At 43.7% G+C, this 18,922-nt stretch carries 15 protein-coding genes and 1 pseudogene; 6 read left to right on the forward strand and 10 right to left on the reverse strand.

Going from position 1 to position 18,922, the window contains the following annotated elements; genetic code table 11:
* Window positions 1-195: 195 nt before the first annotated feature.
* Both AB4623_RS04065 and AB4623_RS04070 read right to left on the reverse strand, forming a co-directional pair.
* Window positions 196-1,824: a methyl-accepting chemotaxis protein gene (locus tag AB4623_RS04065; protein ID WP_017082422.1), complete on the reverse strand. Its 1,629-nt coding sequence runs from the start codon at window positions 1,822-1,824 to the stop codon at window positions 196-198.
* Window positions 1,825-2,117: 293 nt separating this feature from the next.
* Window positions 2,118-2,531: pseudogene (locus tag AB4623_RS04070) on the reverse strand (ISAs1 family transposase); the annotation flags it as partial.
* 146 nt (window positions 2,532-2,677) lie between these two features.
* On the opposite strand from AB4623_RS04070, the gene AB4623_RS04075 reads away from it, so the two are divergent.
* Complete coding sequence (locus tag AB4623_RS04075; protein ID WP_102257532.1) at window positions 2,678-3,715, forward strand: tyrosine-type recombinase/integrase; 1,038 nt, start codon at window positions 2,678-2,680, stop codon at window positions 3,713-3,715.
* Window positions 3,716-3,825: 110 nt separating this feature from the next.
* Here the strand turns inward: AB4623_RS04075 and tdh are convergent, their stop codons facing one another.
* Window positions 3,826-4,857, reverse strand: coding sequence for an L-threonine 3-dehydrogenase (tdh, locus tag AB4623_RS04080; RefSeq protein WP_372145806.1), 1,032 nt, complete (start codon window positions 4,855-4,857; stop codon window positions 3,826-3,828).
* A 110-nt stretch (window positions 4,858-4,967) separates the two neighbouring features.
* Window positions 4,968-6,161 (reverse strand): glycine C-acetyltransferase, encoded by a 1,194-nt coding sequence (locus tag AB4623_RS04085; RefSeq protein ID WP_017064793.1) that lies wholly within the window; start codon window positions 6,159-6,161, stop codon window positions 4,968-4,970.
* A 455-nt stretch (window positions 6,162-6,616) separates the two neighbouring features.
* On the opposite strand from AB4623_RS04085, the gene AB4623_RS04090 reads away from it, so the two are divergent.
* On the forward strand, window positions 6,617-7,549 hold the full coding sequence (locus AB4623_RS04090; RefSeq protein WP_065584581.1) for a LysR family transcriptional regulator: 933 nt from the start codon (window positions 6,617-6,619) through the stop codon (window positions 7,547-7,549).
* Entirely contained in the window at window positions 7,549-7,932 is a 384-nt protein-coding gene (locus AB4623_RS04095) for a VOC family protein (protein ID WP_017069423.1), read from the forward strand. Before AB4623_RS04090 ends, AB4623_RS04095 begins: the two co-directional genes overlap by 1 nt.
* A gap of 111 nt (window positions 7,933-8,043) precedes the next feature.
* Here the strand turns inward: AB4623_RS04095 and AB4623_RS04100 are convergent, their stop codons facing one another.
* From AB4623_RS04100 to AB4623_RS04115, 4 genes are all read right to left on the reverse strand, one after another.
* A complete protein-coding gene (locus AB4623_RS04100) occupies window positions 8,044-9,579 on the reverse strand; it encodes a PepSY-associated TM helix domain-containing protein (protein ID WP_371724808.1) in 1,536 nt (511 codons plus the stop codon).
* Between the two features lie 111 nt (window positions 9,580-9,690).
* A complete protein-coding gene (locus AB4623_RS04105; protein WP_017064798.1) occupies window positions 9,691-10,041 on the reverse strand; it encodes a hypothetical protein in 351 nt (116 codons plus the stop codon).
* Window positions 10,042-10,342: 301 nt separating this feature from the next.
* On the reverse strand, window positions 10,343-10,738 hold the full coding sequence (locus AB4623_RS04110; RefSeq protein ID WP_017059534.1) for a cytochrome b562: 396 nt from the start codon (window positions 10,736-10,738) through the stop codon (window positions 10,343-10,345).
* Window positions 10,739-10,882: 144 nt separating this feature from the next.
* Window positions 10,883-11,629 carry a phosphatase gene (locus AB4623_RS04115; protein WP_017059533.1) on the reverse strand — a complete coding sequence of 249 codons (747 nt, stop codon included), beginning with the start codon at window positions 11,627-11,629 and terminating at the stop codon, window positions 10,883-10,885.
* 321 nt (window positions 11,630-11,950) lie between these two features.
* Here AB4623_RS04115 and AB4623_RS04120 point away from each other — a divergent pair, with 321 nt between their 5' ends.
* Window positions 11,951-14,974 carry an HD domain-containing phosphohydrolase gene (locus AB4623_RS04120; protein ID WP_029236400.1) on the forward strand — a complete coding sequence of 1,008 codons (3,024 nt, stop codon included), beginning with the start codon at window positions 11,951-11,953 and terminating at the stop codon, window positions 14,972-14,974.
* A gap of 42 nt (window positions 14,975-15,016) precedes the next feature.
* On the opposite strand, the gene AB4623_RS04125 is transcribed toward AB4623_RS04120, so the two are convergent.
* A complete protein-coding gene (locus AB4623_RS04125) occupies window positions 15,017-16,042 on the reverse strand; it encodes a DMT family transporter (RefSeq protein ID WP_372145808.1) in 1,026 nt (341 codons plus the stop codon).
* Between the two features lie 91 nt (window positions 16,043-16,133).
* Here AB4623_RS04125 and AB4623_RS04130 point away from each other — a divergent pair, with 91 nt between their 5' ends.
* The gene (locus AB4623_RS04130) at window positions 16,134-17,090 is read left to right on the forward strand and encodes a LysR substrate-binding domain-containing protein (RefSeq protein WP_372145810.1); all 957 of its coding nucleotides are present in this window, start codon (window positions 16,134-16,136) and stop codon (window positions 17,088-17,090) included.
* A gap of 28 nt (window positions 17,091-17,118) precedes the next feature.
* Window positions 17,119-17,439 carry a heavy metal-binding domain-containing protein gene (locus AB4623_RS04135; protein WP_004730185.1) on the forward strand — a complete coding sequence of 107 codons (321 nt, stop codon included), beginning with the start codon at window positions 17,119-17,121 and terminating at the stop codon, window positions 17,437-17,439.
* 169 nt (window positions 17,440-17,608) lie between these two features.
* On the opposite strand, the gene AB4623_RS04140 is transcribed toward AB4623_RS04135, so the two are convergent.
* Window positions 17,609-18,874: a peptidoglycan DD-metalloendopeptidase family protein gene (locus AB4623_RS04140; RefSeq protein ID WP_372145812.1), complete on the reverse strand. Its 1,266-nt coding sequence runs from the start codon at window positions 18,872-18,874 to the stop codon at window positions 17,609-17,611.
* Between the last annotated feature and the right edge of the window lie 48 nt (window positions 18,875-18,922).

Below are 18,922 nucleotides of genomic sequence, written 5' to 3' on the forward strand. Positions count from 1 at the left end.
GACTACTATGAATAAAGCAGCGACAGAATCCTTCGGTATTTAGACCGTCAACCTCCCTCGGTAATCACAAAGTGCCAACTGTGAAGTGTGATCACCAAGCGATTCTGGACAGAAATAGCTTAGAGTTGATCTTCGAGCTGATTTGATCAACAACGCCACTCCTGATTAAAAAAATCTAAGGCGTAGTGCACCTTTCTATAGCTTGAATGCTCCCATCCTCGATTGGAGATTATGAGCTAGACTACTGATTTCCTGACACGCTATAGCGGTTTGTGAAGTGCCTTCTGCCATTTCTGAGGATGCTGAATTAATATGCTCCACACTTCGATTTAACTCTTCTGACACTGAGTTTTGCTCACTACATGCTGTTGCAATATGAGTACTCATCTGAGCAATATTCTCGACAGAGTGTTCAATCATATCAATTTGTTCTCCAGCCTCATTGACTTGGTCAACACATGTAGCGATACCACTCTGACACTCCCTGCTTGCCTCCCCCATTTTGATGGTTTTTTCTTGTAAGTCTTCAACAATATCGACAATCTGCGTTGTAGATTCTTGCGTTCGTTGAGCCAGAGAACGAACTTCATCAGCTACTACAGCAAAGCCTCTCCCTTGCTCTCCTGCTCTAGCAGCTTCTATTGCAGCATTCAAGGCTAATAGGTTCGTTTGTTCCGCAATCCCTCTAATAACATCAACAACAACATTAATGCTACTTGAACTATTTTCTAGATCACTTGCCAATTCATCTGTGTTTTGTATTGTTTTAGTGACCTTATCAATTTCTTGGATTGTTTTATTTAAAATCTCGGTTCCGTGCTTTGCAACTTCAGTTGCTGAGTTTGCTGAGGTAGCTCCACTTTCTGTATTCTGCGCTACCTCGTTAACTGCGGCCTGCATTTCTGTCATGGCCGATGCAACAGAACTCAACTCTAATTGTTGATTTTGCATTCCTGAAGCCGTTTGAGCTGATATTGCACTCACCTCTTCCACCGCTGCTGTTAATTGAATTGTAGAATCACTCACCTCTGAGACTAAAGAATGCAAATTATTTTGCATTGATACTAACTCTTTCAGCAAAGTACCAAGTTCATCTTCAGTTAACTCTCTTTCGTCAATTGTATTATTCAACTGACCTTTAGCTATCTGAGAAGCAAACCATAAAGCTCGATTAACCGGTTTACAAACTACTCGAGATAACAGAACTGACGAAAGAATTATCATACCGATAATGACTAAGGAACCAGCGGCGGCAGTAAGTTGAGTCGATTGAGATTCACTTTGTACTTCTACTTTTAGCTGATTTATAAGCTCATCATTTAAGCTAAGCGTATTGTCCAAGCTAGTAAGAGCTTTTGTATATGTAGTGAAACTAGATAAAACAACTTCATTTGCTTTTTTTGCCTTACCTTGTGCAAGTAAATAATTATATTGCTGCGTTTCAGAAATATAACTATTCCATGTATCTTTAAATACTTTAAAAGAACGCTTTTCTTGCTCACTCAGCGCTAGAGCTTCATACGACAAAATACCTTGTTGAACATTTTCCCTCCATTGTTCAAGCCCCTCTATCCATTCCGCGATTTTGGGATGCTTTGCATTTGACAGAAGCGAAAATTCATCTTTACGAACTTTTGTAATATCAACTTGAATACCTTTAAGCAAGGCAACCGATGGCAGGCTTTTATCAGTTAATATCGCTGTGTTTTTATTCAGTGATAATAAACTCGACATCATCACTACAGAAACAACTGCAAAAACCAGAAATACGGCTAAGTAACTCAACCCAATTTTCTTTACTACACTTAAATCTTTAATACTCATCAATGAACCCACATTTATTCTAAAAATAACGCCATGACTAATGGCACATTACCTACCTTAACAACCGAGGAGTGAGAATAAAAATCGTTACGCCCTTATTCATCGAGTGTAATATAGCCGAATATTGGCTGAATTAACATCAACTTAGCGTGAATTCGATACAGCAGTTCACTTTTAACTAGAATATGGTGGTATTTTCGTTAAAAAATAGAGTAAATACCTCAGTTGAATGAGGTTGTATAAAAAAACCATAATTTAGTGTCAATTGAGCAGCAGGGCGACCGCATGAGTGCCTAGTTTTTCACCGCCTGAGTAAAACCAGCACTTAATACTGCCTCTAGAATGGTTGTATTCATCATGCATCGCTTTTGCTTCCCAACAATGCTTAGCTTAGTTGGCTCTTCTCTGAGCATATTTAAGCTCATATGACGCAAGCAAGATAGATTCTCCGCTCCATGGTCTTTGTATATCTGGCACGCATCCTCATTCATACTGACATCAAGTACCCAATGCATTGACTCTATATCCCAAAGCTCTCTAACTGCCATCGCAGCTTGCTCTGCGCTTAGCACTTTGGAGCTGATATAGTAACGATACTCTAGGTCGATTACTTTTCATTTCTCAATACGGAAGTTTTCAACCATTATAATGCTCTTCAAGTCTTTCCAACGAGAGAAGTTACCTTCCAGTTTTGTACTGTCAAAAACTGCTGTTGCGGATCACAATAACCTATTAGCTTTCTTAGCACTTTGAGATAGGAGCCTAACCTGTGCTTTTTGTCCGATATAAAACATTGTTCTACGTTTCAGCCCCAATTAAACTGTTTTTATATACAGTAATTTTAGGCTTTATTATGTCTATCCGCAATTTAAAAGATGGTTCTACCAAACCTTGGCTCTGCGAATGTTACCCGAATGGGCGAATGGGGAAACGTGTTCGTAAAAAGTTTACGACTAAGGGAGAAGCAAAGGCTTTTGAGCTTCACACGATGAAGGAGATTGACGATAAGCCATGGATGGGAAGTAAACCCGATCACCGTAGAATGAGCGAACTGTTAGACGCTTGGTGGACCATACACGGTCATACGTTGAAATCGGGTAAACAAGCTCGGGGGCTAATAGCCAAGACAATTGAAGAATTAGGGAATCCAATTGCCTCCCACTTTAAAGAACGAGACTATTTAGACTATCGTGCAGCGCGAATACCTTACCGTGGCAAAAATAAATCTATTAAGATTTCACCAACAACACATAACACGGAATTGATTTATCTAAAGGGAATGTTCAAGAAACTGATTAAGTACAATCAATGGAAATACCCCAATCCACTTGAAGCTATCGAAACAATCAAAACAAGTGAGAAGAACCTAGCATATCTAACCAAGCCACAAATTGAAGAGTTCTTAGTTAACCTGAAAAATTTCAACCGAGTCATTACAGTCTCGATTCCACAGCTCATTGTAATTTCTAAGATTTGCTTAGCCACCGGTGCCCGTATAAGTGAAGCTCTAACTCTTACCCGTTCACAGGCAGCTGAATTTAAACTGACTTACACCGAGACAAAAGGTAAGAGGAATCGAAGTGTGCCCATCTCACCAGCTTTATATCAAGAGATCTTAGATATCGCCGTGAGCGACCATGAAATTTTTAACACGAGTTACAAGGACGCCTGGCGCTACATTAAAAGAGCTTTACCAGAGCACGTACCGAGTGGGCAAGCAACGCATGTTCTACGGCATACCTTTGCTTCGCATTTTATGATGAACAAAGGGGATATCTTGGTGTTACAGCGTATTCTTGGCCATACTAAGATCGAGCAGACAATGGCGTATTCTCATTTTGCTCCAGAACATTTGATACAAGCTGTCCACCTCAATCCATTAGAGAATTAATGGCGACAAAGTGGCGGCAGACACTGTAATCTACCGTTATTTAGCGGTTTTATTCGTAAAAAAGGCGACAGTTTTCACTGTCGCCTTTTGCTATTTAGAGCCTAATTTTTCTATTCCCAATCAAGAATAACCTTGCCAGAAAGCCCACTACGCATAGCATCGAAGCCAGCTTGGAAATCATCAATTTTAAAGTGATGAGTAATGATTGGTGATAGGTCTAAACCTGACTGAATCAAAGAAGCCATCTTGTACCAAGTTTCGAACATCTCACGACCGTAGATACCTTTGATAACCAAGCCTTTAAAGATGACTTGGTTCCAGTCTACTGCCATGTCTGATGGTGGAATACCTAGTAGAGAGATCTTACCGCCGTGGTTCATGTTAGTTAGCATGCTATTGAACGCAGATGGGTTACCAGACATTTCTAGGCCTACATCGAAGCCTTCTGTCATGCCAAGATCAGACATTACGTCTTCAAGCTTCTCTTCCATCACGTTTACTGCGCGAGTCACACCCATTTTCTTAGCAAGATCTAGGCGGTATTCGTTTACGTCAGTGATTACAACGTGACGAGCACCAACGTGCTTAGCAACAGCTGCAGCCATGATACCGATTGGACCAGCACCAGTAATTAGCACGTCTTCGCCAACTAGGTCGAAAGAAAGTGCTGTGTGTACTGCGTTACCAAACGGGTCAAAGATTGAAGCTAGATCGTCAGAGATTTCTGCAGGGATCTTAAATGCGTTGAACGCAGGGATCACAAGGAACTCAGAGAACGCACCAGTGCGGTTAACACCAACACCTGTTGTGTTACGACAAAGGTGAGTACGGCCGCCACGACAGTTACGACAGTGACCACATGTGATGTGACCTTCGCCAGATACACGGTCGCCGATTTCAAAACCACGAACTTCTTGGCCAATGCCAACAACTTCACCCACGTATTCGTGACCTACTACCATAGGTACTGGGATTGTGTTTTGTGACCACTCATCCCAGTTGTAGATATGTACGTCAGTACCACAAATTGCGGTTTTCTTAATACGAATAAGAAGATCATTATGACCCATTTCAGGTTTTTCAACCTCGGTCATCCAAATGCCTTCTTCAGGCTTTAGCTTAGAAAGTGCTTTAATTTTCATAATGTTACCTAGTTCATCTCGCCTAACTGTAAGGCGAGAATCAAAAATCTATATGTTCTACTGGGTGTTGTTCTATCTAATTAAAGGATGCTCGTGGCACCCCTTCAAAATTAGATGATACCCATGTCTTTACCAACTTGGATGAACGCATCGATTGCGCGGTCTAGTTGCTCACGAGAGTGTGCAGCAGACATTTGCGTACGGATACGAGCTTGACCTTTTGGTACTACAGGGAAAGAGAAACCTACAACGTAGATGCCTTTCTCTAGTGCGCGCTCAGCGAACTCAGCCGCTACTTTTGCATCACCAAGCATGATTGGGATGATTGCGTGGTCTGCACCGCCCATAGTGAAGCCAGCTTCTTCCATGCGAGTACGGAAGTGAGCAGAGTTTTCCCATAGTTGAGTACGTAGGTCGCCAGATTCCGCAAGAAGATCTAGAACGCGGATAGACGCAGATACGATTGCAGGAGCAACAGAGTTAGAGAATAGGTATGGACGAGAACGCTGACGTAGCCAGTCGATCACTTCTTTCTTACCAGAAGTGTAACCGCCTGAAGCGCCACCCATTGCTTTACCAAGAGTACCAGTGATGATATCGATACGGTCTACAACGTTGTGGAACTCGTGAGTACCCGCTCCGTTTTCGCCCATGAAGCCCACTGCGTGAGAGTCATCAACCATTACTAGTGCATCGTACTTGTCTGCAAGGTCACAGATAGCAGGAAGGTTAGCCACTACGCCGTCCATTGAGAACACACCGTCAGTTACGATTAGTGTGTGACGAGCGCCAGCTTCTTTAGCAGCGATAAGTTGCTGCTCTAGCTCTTCCATGTTGTTGTTCGAGTAACGGAAACGCATTGCTTTACACAGACGAACGCCATCGATGATAGATGCGTGGTTTAGTGCGTCAGAGATGATTGCGTCTTCTTTACCTAGAATTGTTTCGAACAAACCAGCGTTTGCATCAAAACAAGATGTGTAAAGGATAGTGTCTTCTTTACCTAGGAACGTAGAAAGCTTTTGCTCTAGTTCTTTGTGAGAATCTTGAGTACCACAGATGAAACGTACTGAAGCCATACCAAAACCGTGCTGATCCATACCATCTTTAGCTGCTTCGATAAGAGCTGGGTGGTTAGCAAGACCTAAGTAGTTGTTTGCACAGAAGTTTAGTACTTCTTCACCAGTCGAGATAGAAACCGCTGCTTTTTGTGCAGAAGTAATAATGCGCTCAGACTTGTAAAGACCTTCTTCTTTAACTTCTTCGATTTGAGTTTGAATCTGTTGGTAAAATGCAGAAGACATTGTCTCATTCCTTCCTAGTTATAATTTAGCAGCATCGCGCGCCGCTTTATGTAGGGATGTAAACGATCTCAACACGATCATTTACACTGTAAAACTTATGCCTATATTCTAGTTGAACATCCCCGTTCCGATTATCCCTTTAGTTGGAAAAACATTAATGAATCACAGGCACTAATAATAGTTCATCCCAGTGACATAGGGCACATTAACGCCCTTCACCTGCTTTTTTAAACGCCAAATTAGCTATAATTTCCGTCTAATTTCGCTTTCATATCAAATCTCAATTTTTCATCTCAGAATGCGCAGCAGCAACGCCGCTATACAGATGAGCTTCAAACACAACAACCTATCAGAGCAATCACGTCAATCAATTAATGAAATTGATTCACAAATCAAAGTAAATCGCTCACAATTACCATTAAGTTCATCGTTGAAACTAGCTTAACTGGATACTTATGATTAACCCAAAACTCATCGCCCTGCTTCCGGATCTCGCCTCGTTCATTTTGGTGGTTAACGAAGGTAGTTTTACGGCTGCAGCAAAACAGTTAGGCGTGACACCATCAGCCTTGAGTAAGCTCATCACCCGCTTGGAAAAAGCGCTATCGGTGAAACTGTTTGAGCGTACCACTCGTACCCTTATCATTACGCAAGCGGGTCAATTGGTTTATGATCAGAGTGTGGTGATGATCAACGCAGCGCAACAAGCCGTTGAACTGTCTACCTCCGACCATACCGAACCTGCAGGCTCGATAACGGTAGCGGCGCCTGAAGCCTTCTTGAATTCGGTATTGCAGCCTTTCGTTGTTCCATTCTTAAATCAGTATCCAGAAATCCAACTTAAATTGAGAGCGGCTGACGGCGACATCGATATTTTACGTCAAGGCATCGACATTGCTTTCCGCCTGACTGATAAGCCCGACGAAAGCTTAGTATTGAAAGAGTTAGGAAAAACAAACCTCGTGTTGTGTGCAAGCCCTGACTATTTAGATGCCAAGGGGATTCCTCACCACCCTACCGAGCTGTCTGAACACGACTGTTTGTATCTTGCAGAGACAGACAAAGATCACATTTGGGATTTTCTTAAAGATGATGAATTTCACACAGTACCCGTCAGTGGACGTTACGCAGTTAACCACTCGCAGATGCGACTGAAAGGTGTGAAAGAAGGTCTAGGCGTCGGTATTTTCCATGACTTCGTGATTCAAGATGCGTTGGCTGAAGGCTCCGTGGTACAAGTGTTGGAAGATTGGACCATCAAGAGTAACTACCATGGTGCTATCGCGATGCAATTTGCTCAAACCAAGTATATGCCCGCACGACTGCGTGTATTCATTGATTACGCCATGAAGCACTTAGGTGACAAGTTGGCAGGAGAAATAAACTGATGCTGAAAGGAATACACCACGCGGCCATAATCTGTTCAAACTACGACGCGTCGAAACACTTTTACACTGAGATTTTGAAACTTGAGATAATTGCCGAAAACTATCGTGAGGCTCGCCAGTCGTACAAACTTGATTTAGCGCTACCTAATGGTGCTCAAATAGAACTATTCAGCTTCCCTAACGCGCCAGAAAGGCCTAGCTTTCCTGAAGCTCAAGGGCTAAGACACTTAGCTTTTTGTGTTGATGACGTTCAACAAATCAAAAGCTATTTGGAAGAACAAAGAATCGAAGTCGAACAGATCCGAATTGATGAATTTACAGGTAAAGCATTTACTTTTTTTGCCGATCCTGACGGGCTTCCGTTAGAGCTTTATGAAATCTAGAGCTTTATCAAATATAGAGCTGTACAAGTCTAACGTCTTCTTAATAAACAGAGCATGTCATCTGAATAATGAAACTGACCTCCTCAAAAAGGAGGTCAGTTTGTATATCAATTAACTCAATGCCGTCTTGAATTTCTCAACGCGTGAAAATAGTAACCAATCCAGCAGCATTGCTGTCACGATCGTCGCTCCCGCCAGTGGAAACAGTACTGAAATAACTATCACGATCACTAAACCTGTCTTCCAAAGCCCTGCATCGCCAAACTTCGGTGGCGTGCCAAGCTTTCTTTGACCTGAAGGTCTACGTATCCACCACATCACACCGCCAGTCACGGACACAACAATGAACGCCAAACAAAACAAAGCATTTAGAAGCTTGTTAATGATGCTGATGTCACCTTGATGCAATGAAATACCTACCGCTAACGTTTTGGCAATGAAGTTATAATCTTGCCATGTCACCTCACCCAGAATACGACCTGAGTATTGGTCGAGGTGCGTAGTACGGTCCTGCGTTGGATCAATGATGTCACCGCCCATAGTGTTGGCTGTGACCGTGTAAACACCCGTTTCTGAACGCGGGAAATTCACCTTGTATCGTGTAAAGCCAAGTGAGTATGCTTTTTCAGTAACGTCATCAATGTCGAAGTTGCTTGCTGACAACACATGTTGAGAGTGATCTTCACCCATCTTAGAGTGATCATGAGGTTCCGTCGCCTCTTCCACATGATGAACGTGTTCTGCTGGCTTATCTTGAGACAAAGGCAATAGTGTTTGCTCCAAGTTCCAAGGTAGCTCTTCTTCTGAGCCATGGTTGAGGGAAGCGTGCGTCTTATCAGACAACGGAATATCGTCCCACATTTGAGCAGGGAAAGTGCTCCATGCTTGAACAAGCTTACCGCCCCAAAAACCTGTCCATGCCAATCCAGACAGAATAAACAACAACAGAACGAGCGATAACACACCTCCAATGTTCGCATGCAGATCACGCATTAAAATACGCGTTCCTGAACCAAATCGAAGCTTAAGAAAACCAGCGCGGCTCGCGTTATCTCTAGGTAACCATAAGTAAATACCACTGATGAGCAACAGAATAGACAAGCTTATTGCGACTTCAATTAGATAATCACCCCAATCACCAATCAACAAAGTGCCGTGAATGTCATTCGCGAGTTGGTACAGGCTGTCGCTACGCGGAATCTCTCCGACCACTTCGCCCGTATATTGATTTACCGTGGCGAAGACCGATGTGCCGTCTACAAGTGCTACCGAAAAGCGGTTAGCCAGATCAGGAGCTTTGCTCGGAACAAACTGGGTAACCGAACCTTGTGGGTATTGAAGTTGTACTGCAGCTAACTGTTGTGACACTTTAATCGGCTCGCCCGATGCAACAATCTCTAGGGCTTCGTGGTGGAAAGTCAATTCGATTTCATCATCAAACAGCATCACCAAACCTGTAATGCTCAGCATTAACATAAACGGGATAACAAATAGCCCAGCATAGAAGTGCCAGCGCCATGTGAGGAAATAGAGGGTTTTATTGCGGTCTTTGCTTTTTATATTGGTTTCCGAACCGGTTGTTGCACTGCTTTTAGACTGCGAAGTTGCTTGTGCTTTCGCAGGGGTTTGAGATTCATTTCTCAACATTATAATTTCCTTTGACACACGCAAACATACCTTCTGAAAAATCATAAAGTAATCTGAGCATGTTTAACTTTACTTAATACTTTATTTTTTAATTATTTTAATGGGTTAGGTTTAAGCAATAACAAAGGGAGGGCCGCGCGGGGCTTGCCTCGTGTAGCGTTCGCTTAGAGCCAAAAAAGCGTAGCTGTCGGAGACAATAGAACTCAGTCGAGTTGTCAGTAGTGTAGTGGGAAGTTCATCTTGGTGAAACGTGGAAAAATGGCTAAACGGACACGGCTTTCCTTTATGAGTATTAGGTTCGCCTTCTTCGATTTGAACCAATTCAAAGCCATTGACCGTACATAACGACGCCCATACTCCCGCACTATTACCATGAGCATTGATAACAGGCATTAATGTCACTAGCGCCCAGCTTAATGCTGTTGCAAGTAACATGAAGAAGTTGAACGAGGTTCGGCGCATTATTCCAAGTCTTTATAAATTTCCCTTATTATGAGGGACTTGGAATATAGGTAAACGTAAAGATTAACAGCAAGTTAAAAAATTGAAGCTAACGCACACTCTTTTTCGTTAAATACTGGTTACAACACTAAAGCTAACAAAGTAATACTCATCTCTTTGCAGCAGGCTTTCGATAAAAGAGACAATAAAAACGCCGCCTTACACCTTCCTCGAAAGAGGGTAATGTAAGGCGGCGTTTTAGAAATCGAATCTTGAGGTTTGCTCTTTGTTACCTATCTAGCAAACGTTCATGATTAACGAATTAACCGAAGATCTTGCTCCAGATGCTTGGGTTACGCTTCTCATGGTACTCTTCACGAAGGCCATCAATAGTACGAAGTTCTTGCTGTGCCGACGCTAAGTCACCTTGGTCTAGCTTCTGCTCAATGCTATCCAGTGATGCACTGATCTTTTTGAAGCCTTCCATGAAGTTGTCTTCTTTCTCGACTGGGTAAACACCCGTTTTCAGCTCTGCCACTAGCGTATCTAAACGAACGATAGGCTTTTGCATCTCTTCAATGCTTTGAGCTTCTGCCGCTTGTTTGAACGCAAGCTTCATTTCTTGCATGTTTTTCTTAAGGTCTACATTAGCAAATGCGTTGCCAGACAATACTGAAGCAGCGATTAAGCCAGATAAAAGGATTGAGCGAGTTTTCATTGTTTCTCCAAGTGAAGCGGTGTCTTTGAAGTTAGAGCCGTCATTACTGTGGCACTTCGACTTTATTATTTTCGGCTAGTGTATACAAAAATCTTTCAGGCACAAAAATTGATTGTGTCGAAATGCAAACCCGCCGACATTCTCTTAAACAAGATCTGAATATTCTGGGATTTCATTACGACCGCGCAAGGCCAAAAAGGCTAGGAACTGCTTTGGCGAATGGGTAATCACTTTACTCGAATCTACGCCCACTTCATCTAACAATGCTGCGACTAAGTCTAAGCCACCGACATCTAAACAGAAATGCGCATCGCTGCCTGTTGTAATAAATGCACCCTTCGCTTTCGCTATTCTTGCAATCTCATAGCAGCGGTCAACACTGCCAACTCGGCTATTGCCTTTGAGTGTGGTGTTGTTGATCTCAATCGCCACGTTGTTCTCAACCGCACATTGAATAACGGCTTCGAAATCGAAATCAAAATTAGGATTGCCTAAGTGACCAAGCGCATCAATTCGACCGCCCTTAATCACATTCAACAATGCTTCTGTATGGGTAGCGACATCCGATGGGCGAAATACTGGCTCATGAAAACTCGCGATCACCCAATCCAAGTTCTTATCCACACTCGGATGAATGTCGATTTCACCCTGTGTGTTCATGATGTTTGACTCAACACCTCGAATAATTGCGACATCTTCAATAAAACGAGGGAGCACACGCTGATTGCTGAAGAACCAATAGTGTGGCGCGCCCGGCATTGATTCTGAATGATCAGTAGTACAAAACATGGCTAAACCATTTTGCTTTGCCGACTTGGCGTTTTCGATCAATGTGCTGTAAGCATGACCACTTGCGTATGTGTGGGTGTGAGTATCTACTTTGAGTTCCATGAATCAATGCCCTCTTCGCTCGGTCAAAATACGTTTTTCAGAAAGTAACTCTGAATCTCTTTCAGGAAAAGAATACTTCAGAAAATGAATGCCTAATGGCAACAATTCGGCCAGTTTATCAGCTGAAAGTGACAATTAGCACCCAAACATAAAGGTTTATTACTGGTTCATTTACACGACACGGGAATACGTGGCTAACCAGAGCCAGCCAGCGCTTGGTCTTATCTAAGTCGAACCGCACACACTCGGTAATTGCGCCAATTTTTTGCAACCTACCCAAGTTCGTCAATACTTAAACCAGCCTACAAACTGGAGTGTTAGATGAGAAGAAGACGATATCCGCTGAGTATCCACATCACTAGCCTTTTTCTAATTTTGACAACACTTGTCGGTGCGGTATTGATTTCGATTAGTTATCGGCACTCCCAAGAGCTGCTGCTAGGCACAGTGCGCGAGATCAGTAATGAGCACCGCGACAAACTGGAATCAGTATTTAAACAAGCCATTGCCCCTGTTATCACAACCTTAAATGTGATGGCGGTGAGCCCGTTTGTTGCTCATCAAGCTTCCGCTGTCGAAAAAGACTCTTGGCTTGCTTCGGTCGATATCATCTTCAAGCAAAACACCAATTTGGTCGCTCTATTTTATGGTTCTGAAGATGGTGACTTCAGAATCTTTCGTCCATTAAGCACCAATAAACAGAGAGCCGAAAACAGCGCGCCCGCTAAAGCGACCATGATGGTCAGCAGCACCAATCTAGACGGTGAAAACTTTATTACCTATCTTGATGGCGCACATCAAGTGATCAGTACTCGACAAGCAGAGAGTAAGTTCAACCCCACCACTCGTCCTTGGTTTCGTAACGCAAAGCCTGATGGCTCAATACAACTCTCTGAACCCTATCTGTTCTATTTCCTGCAAACCAATGGTATTACGCTCTCTAGGCGTTCTGCCGATGGCAAGCATGTGGTTGGTGCCGACTTTACGTTGAGTTCCCTCTCTTCTCAGATCAGTGAATTAGCTTATTCTCCGCAAACCCGACTCGCCTTGTTCGATCAACATTTTAATCTTCTCGGTCAGCATCAACTTGAGCTATCAGTACCCAAGCCTGACTCCCAATCTGATGACACAAGTAAAACTGAGCAAACGAACAACCAAACGACGGGGAATCTCTCTGGCAGTGAGCAAGACCAAAGCTTCTTTAATGTGCCCAAACGTGAACAGATGGAAGCATTGAAAGCGTCCGTTATTGCGCCGCTTATCTCTGATGAAGAGAAGTTTAACCTCAATCTAAAAAACGTTGAGTACAACTTAAACACTTGGGCACTAACGCTAACGCCGGTTCAACTGACTCAAAATGTCACCTTATACTTGGCAGAAGCGACGCCACACAATGAGCTGCTCGCTGATCTTATCTCGATGCGAGACAAGCAAGTTGCGGTCGCGATTGGGATGTTGTTCATCTGCTTCGCTATCGTATGGTTTGTTGCTAATCGACTGTCTCAGCCGCTCAATACGCTGATGCAACTCACCGACAACATCGCTCGGTTCGACTTCAGGCGTACTCATTATCCCAAAAGCATGATTCAAGAAGTGGCTAACCTCGCCCACTCGATTGAGCTAATGGAACACACGCTTCATGATCTGATTACCCTACTTCGAGACACCGCCGGGAATCAGGAGTTTTCGATCTTAGCCAAGAACATTGCTCATCAAAGCTATTTAATTACCAAAGCAGAAACTATTGTCCTTTTCACTCAATCCAAAGAGAAAGACGTGTTTGATACGGCAGCCAACCTTGCCATTCTTCCTTTTAAGGCCGACATCAATGACTTCATCAAACACACGCCTTGGTTGCTGTGTCAGCTTAAATCTGGTGAGACGATCCATTTGAACAGAGAAGACAATGTTCTCAACTATTACCAAGATTCGATCTTCAATTCAGACCTGTACCTATTTCCACTATTAAACCGAGAGAAACTGTTGGTAGGGATTGTGGCAATTGGCTATGAGAGACCAATTACCAAGATGCAGGCAGACAAGCACGCCTTTTTAAGAGAGTTGCTCAGCTTTGCGGAAATAGCGAAAGACAACATCGACCAAATGCAGCAACAAAAAGACATGCTTAATGCCTTTATTGAGCTGATTGCATCGGCGATTGATACCAAGTCACCTTATACGGGCGGGCATTGCCAACGAGTGCCTGAGCTCACCAAATGGCTAACTCAAGCAACCATAGATGATGACCGCTATTACCCGCAATTCTCATTGGACAGTAAACAGTGGGAAGAGTTGATGCTCGCCGCTTGGCTTCATGACTGCGGCAAGGTGACCACGCCTGAATATGTGGTAGATAAGGCAACAAAACTGGAAACCATTTACGACCGAATCCACGAAGTGCGAATGCGTTTTGAGTTGTTGAAACAGCAAGCGGAAACCGATTACTGGAAAGCGATGGCGAACGGTGCACTACAAGAAGAACAACTCAAAATACTCGAACAAAGCCTGTCTGAACTGGATGAGGAGTTTGCCTTCGTTGCTGAGTGTAATCTTGGCGGCGAATCTATGACGGAAGAGCAGCTAGAACGCTTAGATCAAATAGCCAAACGCCAATGGAAACGTACACTGGATGATCAATTGGGTTTGTCTTGGTCTGAAAAAGAGAGATTTAATACCCAAAAAGAGTCGGTTGAGAAAGAGAGAACTGAGCCAACAAGTCAGGAAAAGGGTTTGCCTGTCATGGAGCCTCTGCTTGCAGACAAACCGGAGCATAAAATACCTTGGGACAATGGCTTTAACCCTGCCGATGTATGGCAAGAAGCGTTTGTACTTAAGCCCGGAGAAGTTAAATACAACCAAGGTGAACTGCACAATTTGAAAGTACGCCGTGGTACGCTAAACGATGAAGAACGTTTCATGATCAACGATCATATTATCCAAACCTTCACCATGCTCAACAAGTTGCCTTACCCGCCTTACCTTCAAAACATTCCGGATATCGCCAGCGGACACCACGAACGTATCGACGGTAAGGGATACCCAAGAGGCTTAAACGAAGACCAGTTACCTCTGCCGTCCAGAGCAATGGCAATTGCTGATGTCTTTGAAGCGCTCACCTCTAGTGATCGCCCTTATAAGAAAGGTAAACTCTTAAGCGAATCACTCAACATCATGACCGACATGGCCACCAGCGGTCATATCGATCCCAAGTTGTATTTACTGTTTTTGGAAAACAAAATCTACGATAAATACGCTGAGCGATTCCTAGAAATGAACCAACGCTGCGAGATTGACCCGCACGAACACATCGACCGAGTAAAAGAATACATACGCTCATTGTTCTAAGTTTTAAATTAACCATTCAGAGGATAAGCCATAACTCAATGGTTAGCTTTTAGCTGCCGAGTCCAATACCGCAACGTCCACTACAGTCGCTACAGCCACTGTGGTGTGCGGTTTTTGTTTGGCTTTCGCCTTGCTGTGTCTTTTTGCCAGCAATGTATTGGTGATGCTCGCCACGACAATCAGGTTAATGCCAATCATCTGCTGTGTAGAAAACACATCATCAAAGAACAAGCCCTGCCAAAGCGCGCTAAACAGCATGTTAGTAAAAATCAGAGGTGCCAACTGGGAGCCACTGTCTGCAAGCTTATACGCCTTGGAACGGAAGATTTGGGTATTGATGGTAAACAGTGCAAGACCAAGTGATCCGAGAACAATCCAGCGTAAATCGTCAAAAGACAGCAACGCCGACAAGGTTCCTTTCTCTGCACTTTCAAGTACATCAGGCACCGCAGAAATAGAAGTAAACACCACCATTGGTATCACAATAATTACCGCAACTAAAAAGGTCCACGCGTTAAGCTCTGCCGGAGTCAGGCTGGTTTTAGACGCTCGGTACAAACTCACTTGCGAGCCAGAATTAAATACCCCCGCGAGAAGCCCAAGCAGAAGCGCAGGTCTAAAGAACTCCGAACCCAACTCAAACTGCGACCAATCCCCCGCCATCATCACTACGCCAACAAAGGTGGTAGCTAAACACACTATCGTCGTTGTATGAATCTTGGTTCTAAATATTAACTTTTCTAACAATGGAATAAACAGAGGCCCCGTACTGAACAACACAACCCCTTCAACAAGCGTTAAGGTTTGCAGTGAAGTAAGGAAACACCACTGACACGCCACCATAAAGATCGCCCGCATCACCAAAGGTTTCCACATTTCTCGTGTCGGCTTGCTGATTTTGTAAAAGGTCAGGAAAAGAAATAAAAACAGACTGGGTAACAAAAAACGCACAAAACTGAGTAACGAAGTGGGCATCACTTCAGATAGATACTTGGCCATCAAGCCACTTAAAGACAAACTGAACGTCGACAACAACATGAAAGTCGTCGCCTTGGTAATATCAGACATAATTATCACCTCCTATGACATCTATTTTAGAGGCGTGACGTAATGAAAAATAGCGAGTAATATTAACTATAACTGTAAGGAAAACTTACCAATGAAAAAACTCGTTCCGCTTAAATCCGTTTATGCTTTCATTGCTGTTGCTGAGACTGGCAGCATGACCGACGCTGCTCGAGTGTTGTATGTCAGTCATTCTGCAGTAAGCCAAGCCATCAAATCATTGGAGCAACTGGTCAATAAGCCGCTGTTCCAACGTGTCGGCCGTCGTGTTGTTCTAAATTCCGCAGGTAAGCGATATTATCGTAAAGTCGCGCCAGCACTGGAACAGGTGATAGAAGCCACCGAAGAGCTTGCCAGAACGCCTAACGATCACCGTATCACTCTCAACATGGTGAACTCACTCGCGATGCACTGGTGGATCCCTCGAGTCCCCGAATTCCAAGCATTTGCTCCCTCACTTGATATCCGTATTTCGACATTAACCGGCCCTTTCGATATCGAACAAGAAGGTGTCGATATTGCCCTCGTACACGGCAAGCCAAACGAGTGGGAACAATATTACAGCGAAAAGCTCGGTGACGATGAACTAGTCTTGGTGTGCAGCCCTGCTCTATTGAAAAACCAAATGGGGTTGAGCGTTGAACAACTTGTGAAACAAAACCCAACCATTGGTGCCTTTAACCCAAGGCGACAGCATGACTGGCAGGTGTGGTGTGATCATTACCAAATACTAATGCCCACATTCCACAGTAACTTGACGTTCGATATCTCGATTCAAGCCGTGCAAGCTGCAATTCGTTCATTAGGTGTGTTGGTAACGCATCGCTTGTTTGTGAAAGATGACATCAGCCATGGGATGCTAGTAGAGCTTGGCGAACCCGTCGCGAACCCACACCAAGATTTCTATTTTGTTTGCCCAAAAAACAAATTAAAACAAGAAAGTGTGCTAAAACTGAGAACATGGTTGAGGTATGAATTCACACGCTCAGAGACAACACTGAACGATGACATTCAAGAACAAGACCAAACTATCAATCCATACAGCGAGTAACAACTCAGCAAGCTTACAAGAGGCCATTATGATTATTACCACCACTCAATCTGTTGAAGGCAAACGCATTGTCGATTACAAAGGGGTTATCGCCGGAGAAGCCATTCTAGGGGTGAACGTTTTCAAAGATATGTTTTCAGGAATTCGTGACTTTGTGGGTGGACGTTCTGGCACCTACGAGAAAGAATTAGAAAAAGCACGCAACTACGCATTCAAAGAGTTGGAGCAAAAAGCGATTGAAGCAGGTGCCAACGCAGTGGTGGGTGTCGATATCGATTATGAAGTATTAGGAACGGGTAATGGCATGTTGATGGTATCAGCCAGCGGCACGGCGGTTGTCGTCGCTTAATCGCTTAATCGCTTGGTCAATTAGTCACTTAATCACTTAATCTCTCAACACTTGGGCACATAAGATGTTGAGCACTTAAGCTATTGAGCAATCAGGCAGCCTAATGAAAACTCGTTCCAACCCTTTGATGATTAGCCGCCAGAGGGTTAGAACGGTTATAAGCTGATACTTAGCTAGATGTTACTCGTGCAACCTTTTGCCCGGAGAGCATGTCATCAAACGAGGCAACTCTCGCCAAGAATGCACCTTTATTTTCAGGTAAGATAGAACTCGCTAAAGGTAAGTTCGCTTTCATTGAATCCACAGCCCTTCCACGCACCAGTACTTCAAAATGCAAATGCGGCCCGGTTACGCGACCAGTCGTGCCAGACAACGCAATCTTCTGCCCACGCTTAACCTGTTGCCCCTTCTTAACCAAGAATCGGCTCAAATGCAGATAGCGAGTTTTGTAAACACTGTTATGTTCAATCACTATGTATTTCCCCGCATACGGGTGGTTACGAATAGCAATAACTCTACCGTCACCGGTTGAATAAACTGGCGACCCTACGGGTGTTGCGAAGTCAGTACCATTATGCGGAGATATACGTCCGGTCACTGGGTGCTTACGGTACGGGTTAAATGGCGAAGTAATTCTTCGGAATTGTTTGTCTATTGGGTAGCGATTGAACGCTTGCTCAAGGCTGTTACCCTCTCTGTCGTAGAAGCGTCCATCTGGAGCAAGAAACGCGGCCACTTCCTTACCTCGTAACGTAATCGATATGCCTTGGATCTCCGTTTTTCCTGTTAGATGGTCGCCTGTGTATTGCTCATTGACCAACACATTAAACTCATCGCCCGCTCTTAACTGCTTTGAGAAGTTAATCTTGTCTCTTAACGTTCGAGTGATATTGGCTATCTGGTTAGTAGTTAACCCCGCTTTGTAGGCTGACGTTGAAAAGCTACCGTGAACACTACCCGCATAGAGTTTTTCTTTCCATTCGCCTGGGATCTCGTGGAATTTATAGGTGAAGCTACCATCATCGTTTCGAGTAAAGGCTGCTTGCTCAACCAGACTTTCGTGAAAGACCAACTCTACGAGCTGTTTGGACTCACCATCGACAAGCAGCTCTAAGTGGTCACCAGGTTTTATCGTATCGAGTTTCAAAGATTCAAGATCCGCTTCCATGATCTTATGAACCGTTTCATAAGGCAGATTCCATGACTCGAATATGTTACTGAGGGTATCGCCAACTTTCACAAAATAATGGACCTTAACCAAAGAGTTGGGAGTCGCTTGCGAGTCGATGACTTCCTTATCATTAGGTTGAGAACCTTGGTAAGGTGTTATTTTGATAGAGATTTCTGGTGCTGGTTTGGAGTGAAAAGAGAGCAAAGCAGCAAGGGAAAATGCGCTGATCGCAGTAACGATCAGACCAATACGGAGGAACTTCATAAAATACTTAGCGGTTATAACGAGGAACTTAGAAAGTGTTATAACATA

Source organism: Vibrio sp. 10N.222.52.C12, assembly GCF_041474215.1.
In the GTDB taxonomy this organism is placed as follows: Bacteria; Pseudomonadota; Gammaproteobacteria; order Enterobacterales; family Vibrionaceae; genus Vibrio; species Vibrio crassostreae_C.

Bases quoted from the DNA above. Each gene is read 5' to 3' on its own strand.
- AB4623_RS04140 (WP_372145812.1), bottom strand. From the start codon at position 18,874: ATGAAGTTCCTCCGTATTGGTCTGATCGTTACTGCGATCAGCGCATTT.
- AB4623_RS04125 (WP_372145808.1), bottom strand. From the start codon at position 16,042: ATGTCTGATATTACCAAGGCGACGACTTTCATGTTGTTGTCGACGTTC.
- AB4623_RS04090 (WP_065584581.1), top strand. From the start codon at position 6,617: ATGATTAACCCAAAACTCATCGCCCTGCTTCCGGATCTCGCCTCGTTC.
- AB4623_RS04100 (WP_371724808.1), bottom strand. From the start codon at position 9,579: ATGTTGAGAAATGAATCTCAAACCCCTGCGAAAGCACAAGCAACTTCG.
- AB4623_RS04115 (WP_017059533.1), bottom strand. From the start codon at position 11,629: ATGGAACTCAAAGTAGATACTCACACCCACACATACGCAAGTGGTCAT.
- tdh (WP_372145806.1), bottom strand. From the start codon at position 4,857: ATGAAAATTAAAGCACTTTCTAAGCTAAAGCCTGAAGAAGGCATTTGG.
- AB4623_RS04075 (WP_102257532.1), top strand. From the start codon at position 2,678: ATGTCTATCCGCAATTTAAAAGATGGTTCTACCAAACCTTGGCTCTGC.
- AB4623_RS04105 (WP_017064798.1), bottom strand. From the start codon at position 10,041: ATGCGCCGAACCTCGTTCAACTTCTTCATGTTACTTGCAACAGCATTA.
- AB4623_RS04095 (WP_017069423.1), top strand. From the start codon at position 7,549: ATGCTGAAAGGAATACACCACGCGGCCATAATCTGTTCAAACTACGAC.
- AB4623_RS04065 (WP_017082422.1), bottom strand. From the start codon at position 1,824: ATGAGTATTAAAGATTTAAGTGTAGTAAAGAAAATTGGGTTGAGTTAC.
- AB4623_RS04120 (WP_029236400.1), top strand. From the start codon at position 11,951: ATGAGAAGAAGACGATATCCGCTGAGTATCCACATCACTAGCCTTTTT.
- AB4623_RS04110 (WP_017059534.1), bottom strand. From the start codon at position 10,738: ATGAAAACTCGCTCAATCCTTTTATCTGGCTTAATCGCTGCTTCAGTA.
- AB4623_RS04130 (WP_372145810.1), top strand. From the start codon at position 16,134: ATGAAAAAACTCGTTCCGCTTAAATCCGTTTATGCTTTCATTGCTGTT.
- AB4623_RS04135 (WP_004730185.1), top strand. From the start codon at position 17,119: ATGATTATTACCACCACTCAATCTGTTGAAGGCAAACGCATTGTCGAT.
- AB4623_RS04085 (WP_017064793.1), bottom strand. From the start codon at position 6,161: ATGTCTTCTGCATTTTACCAACAGATTCAAACTCAAATCGAAGAAGTT.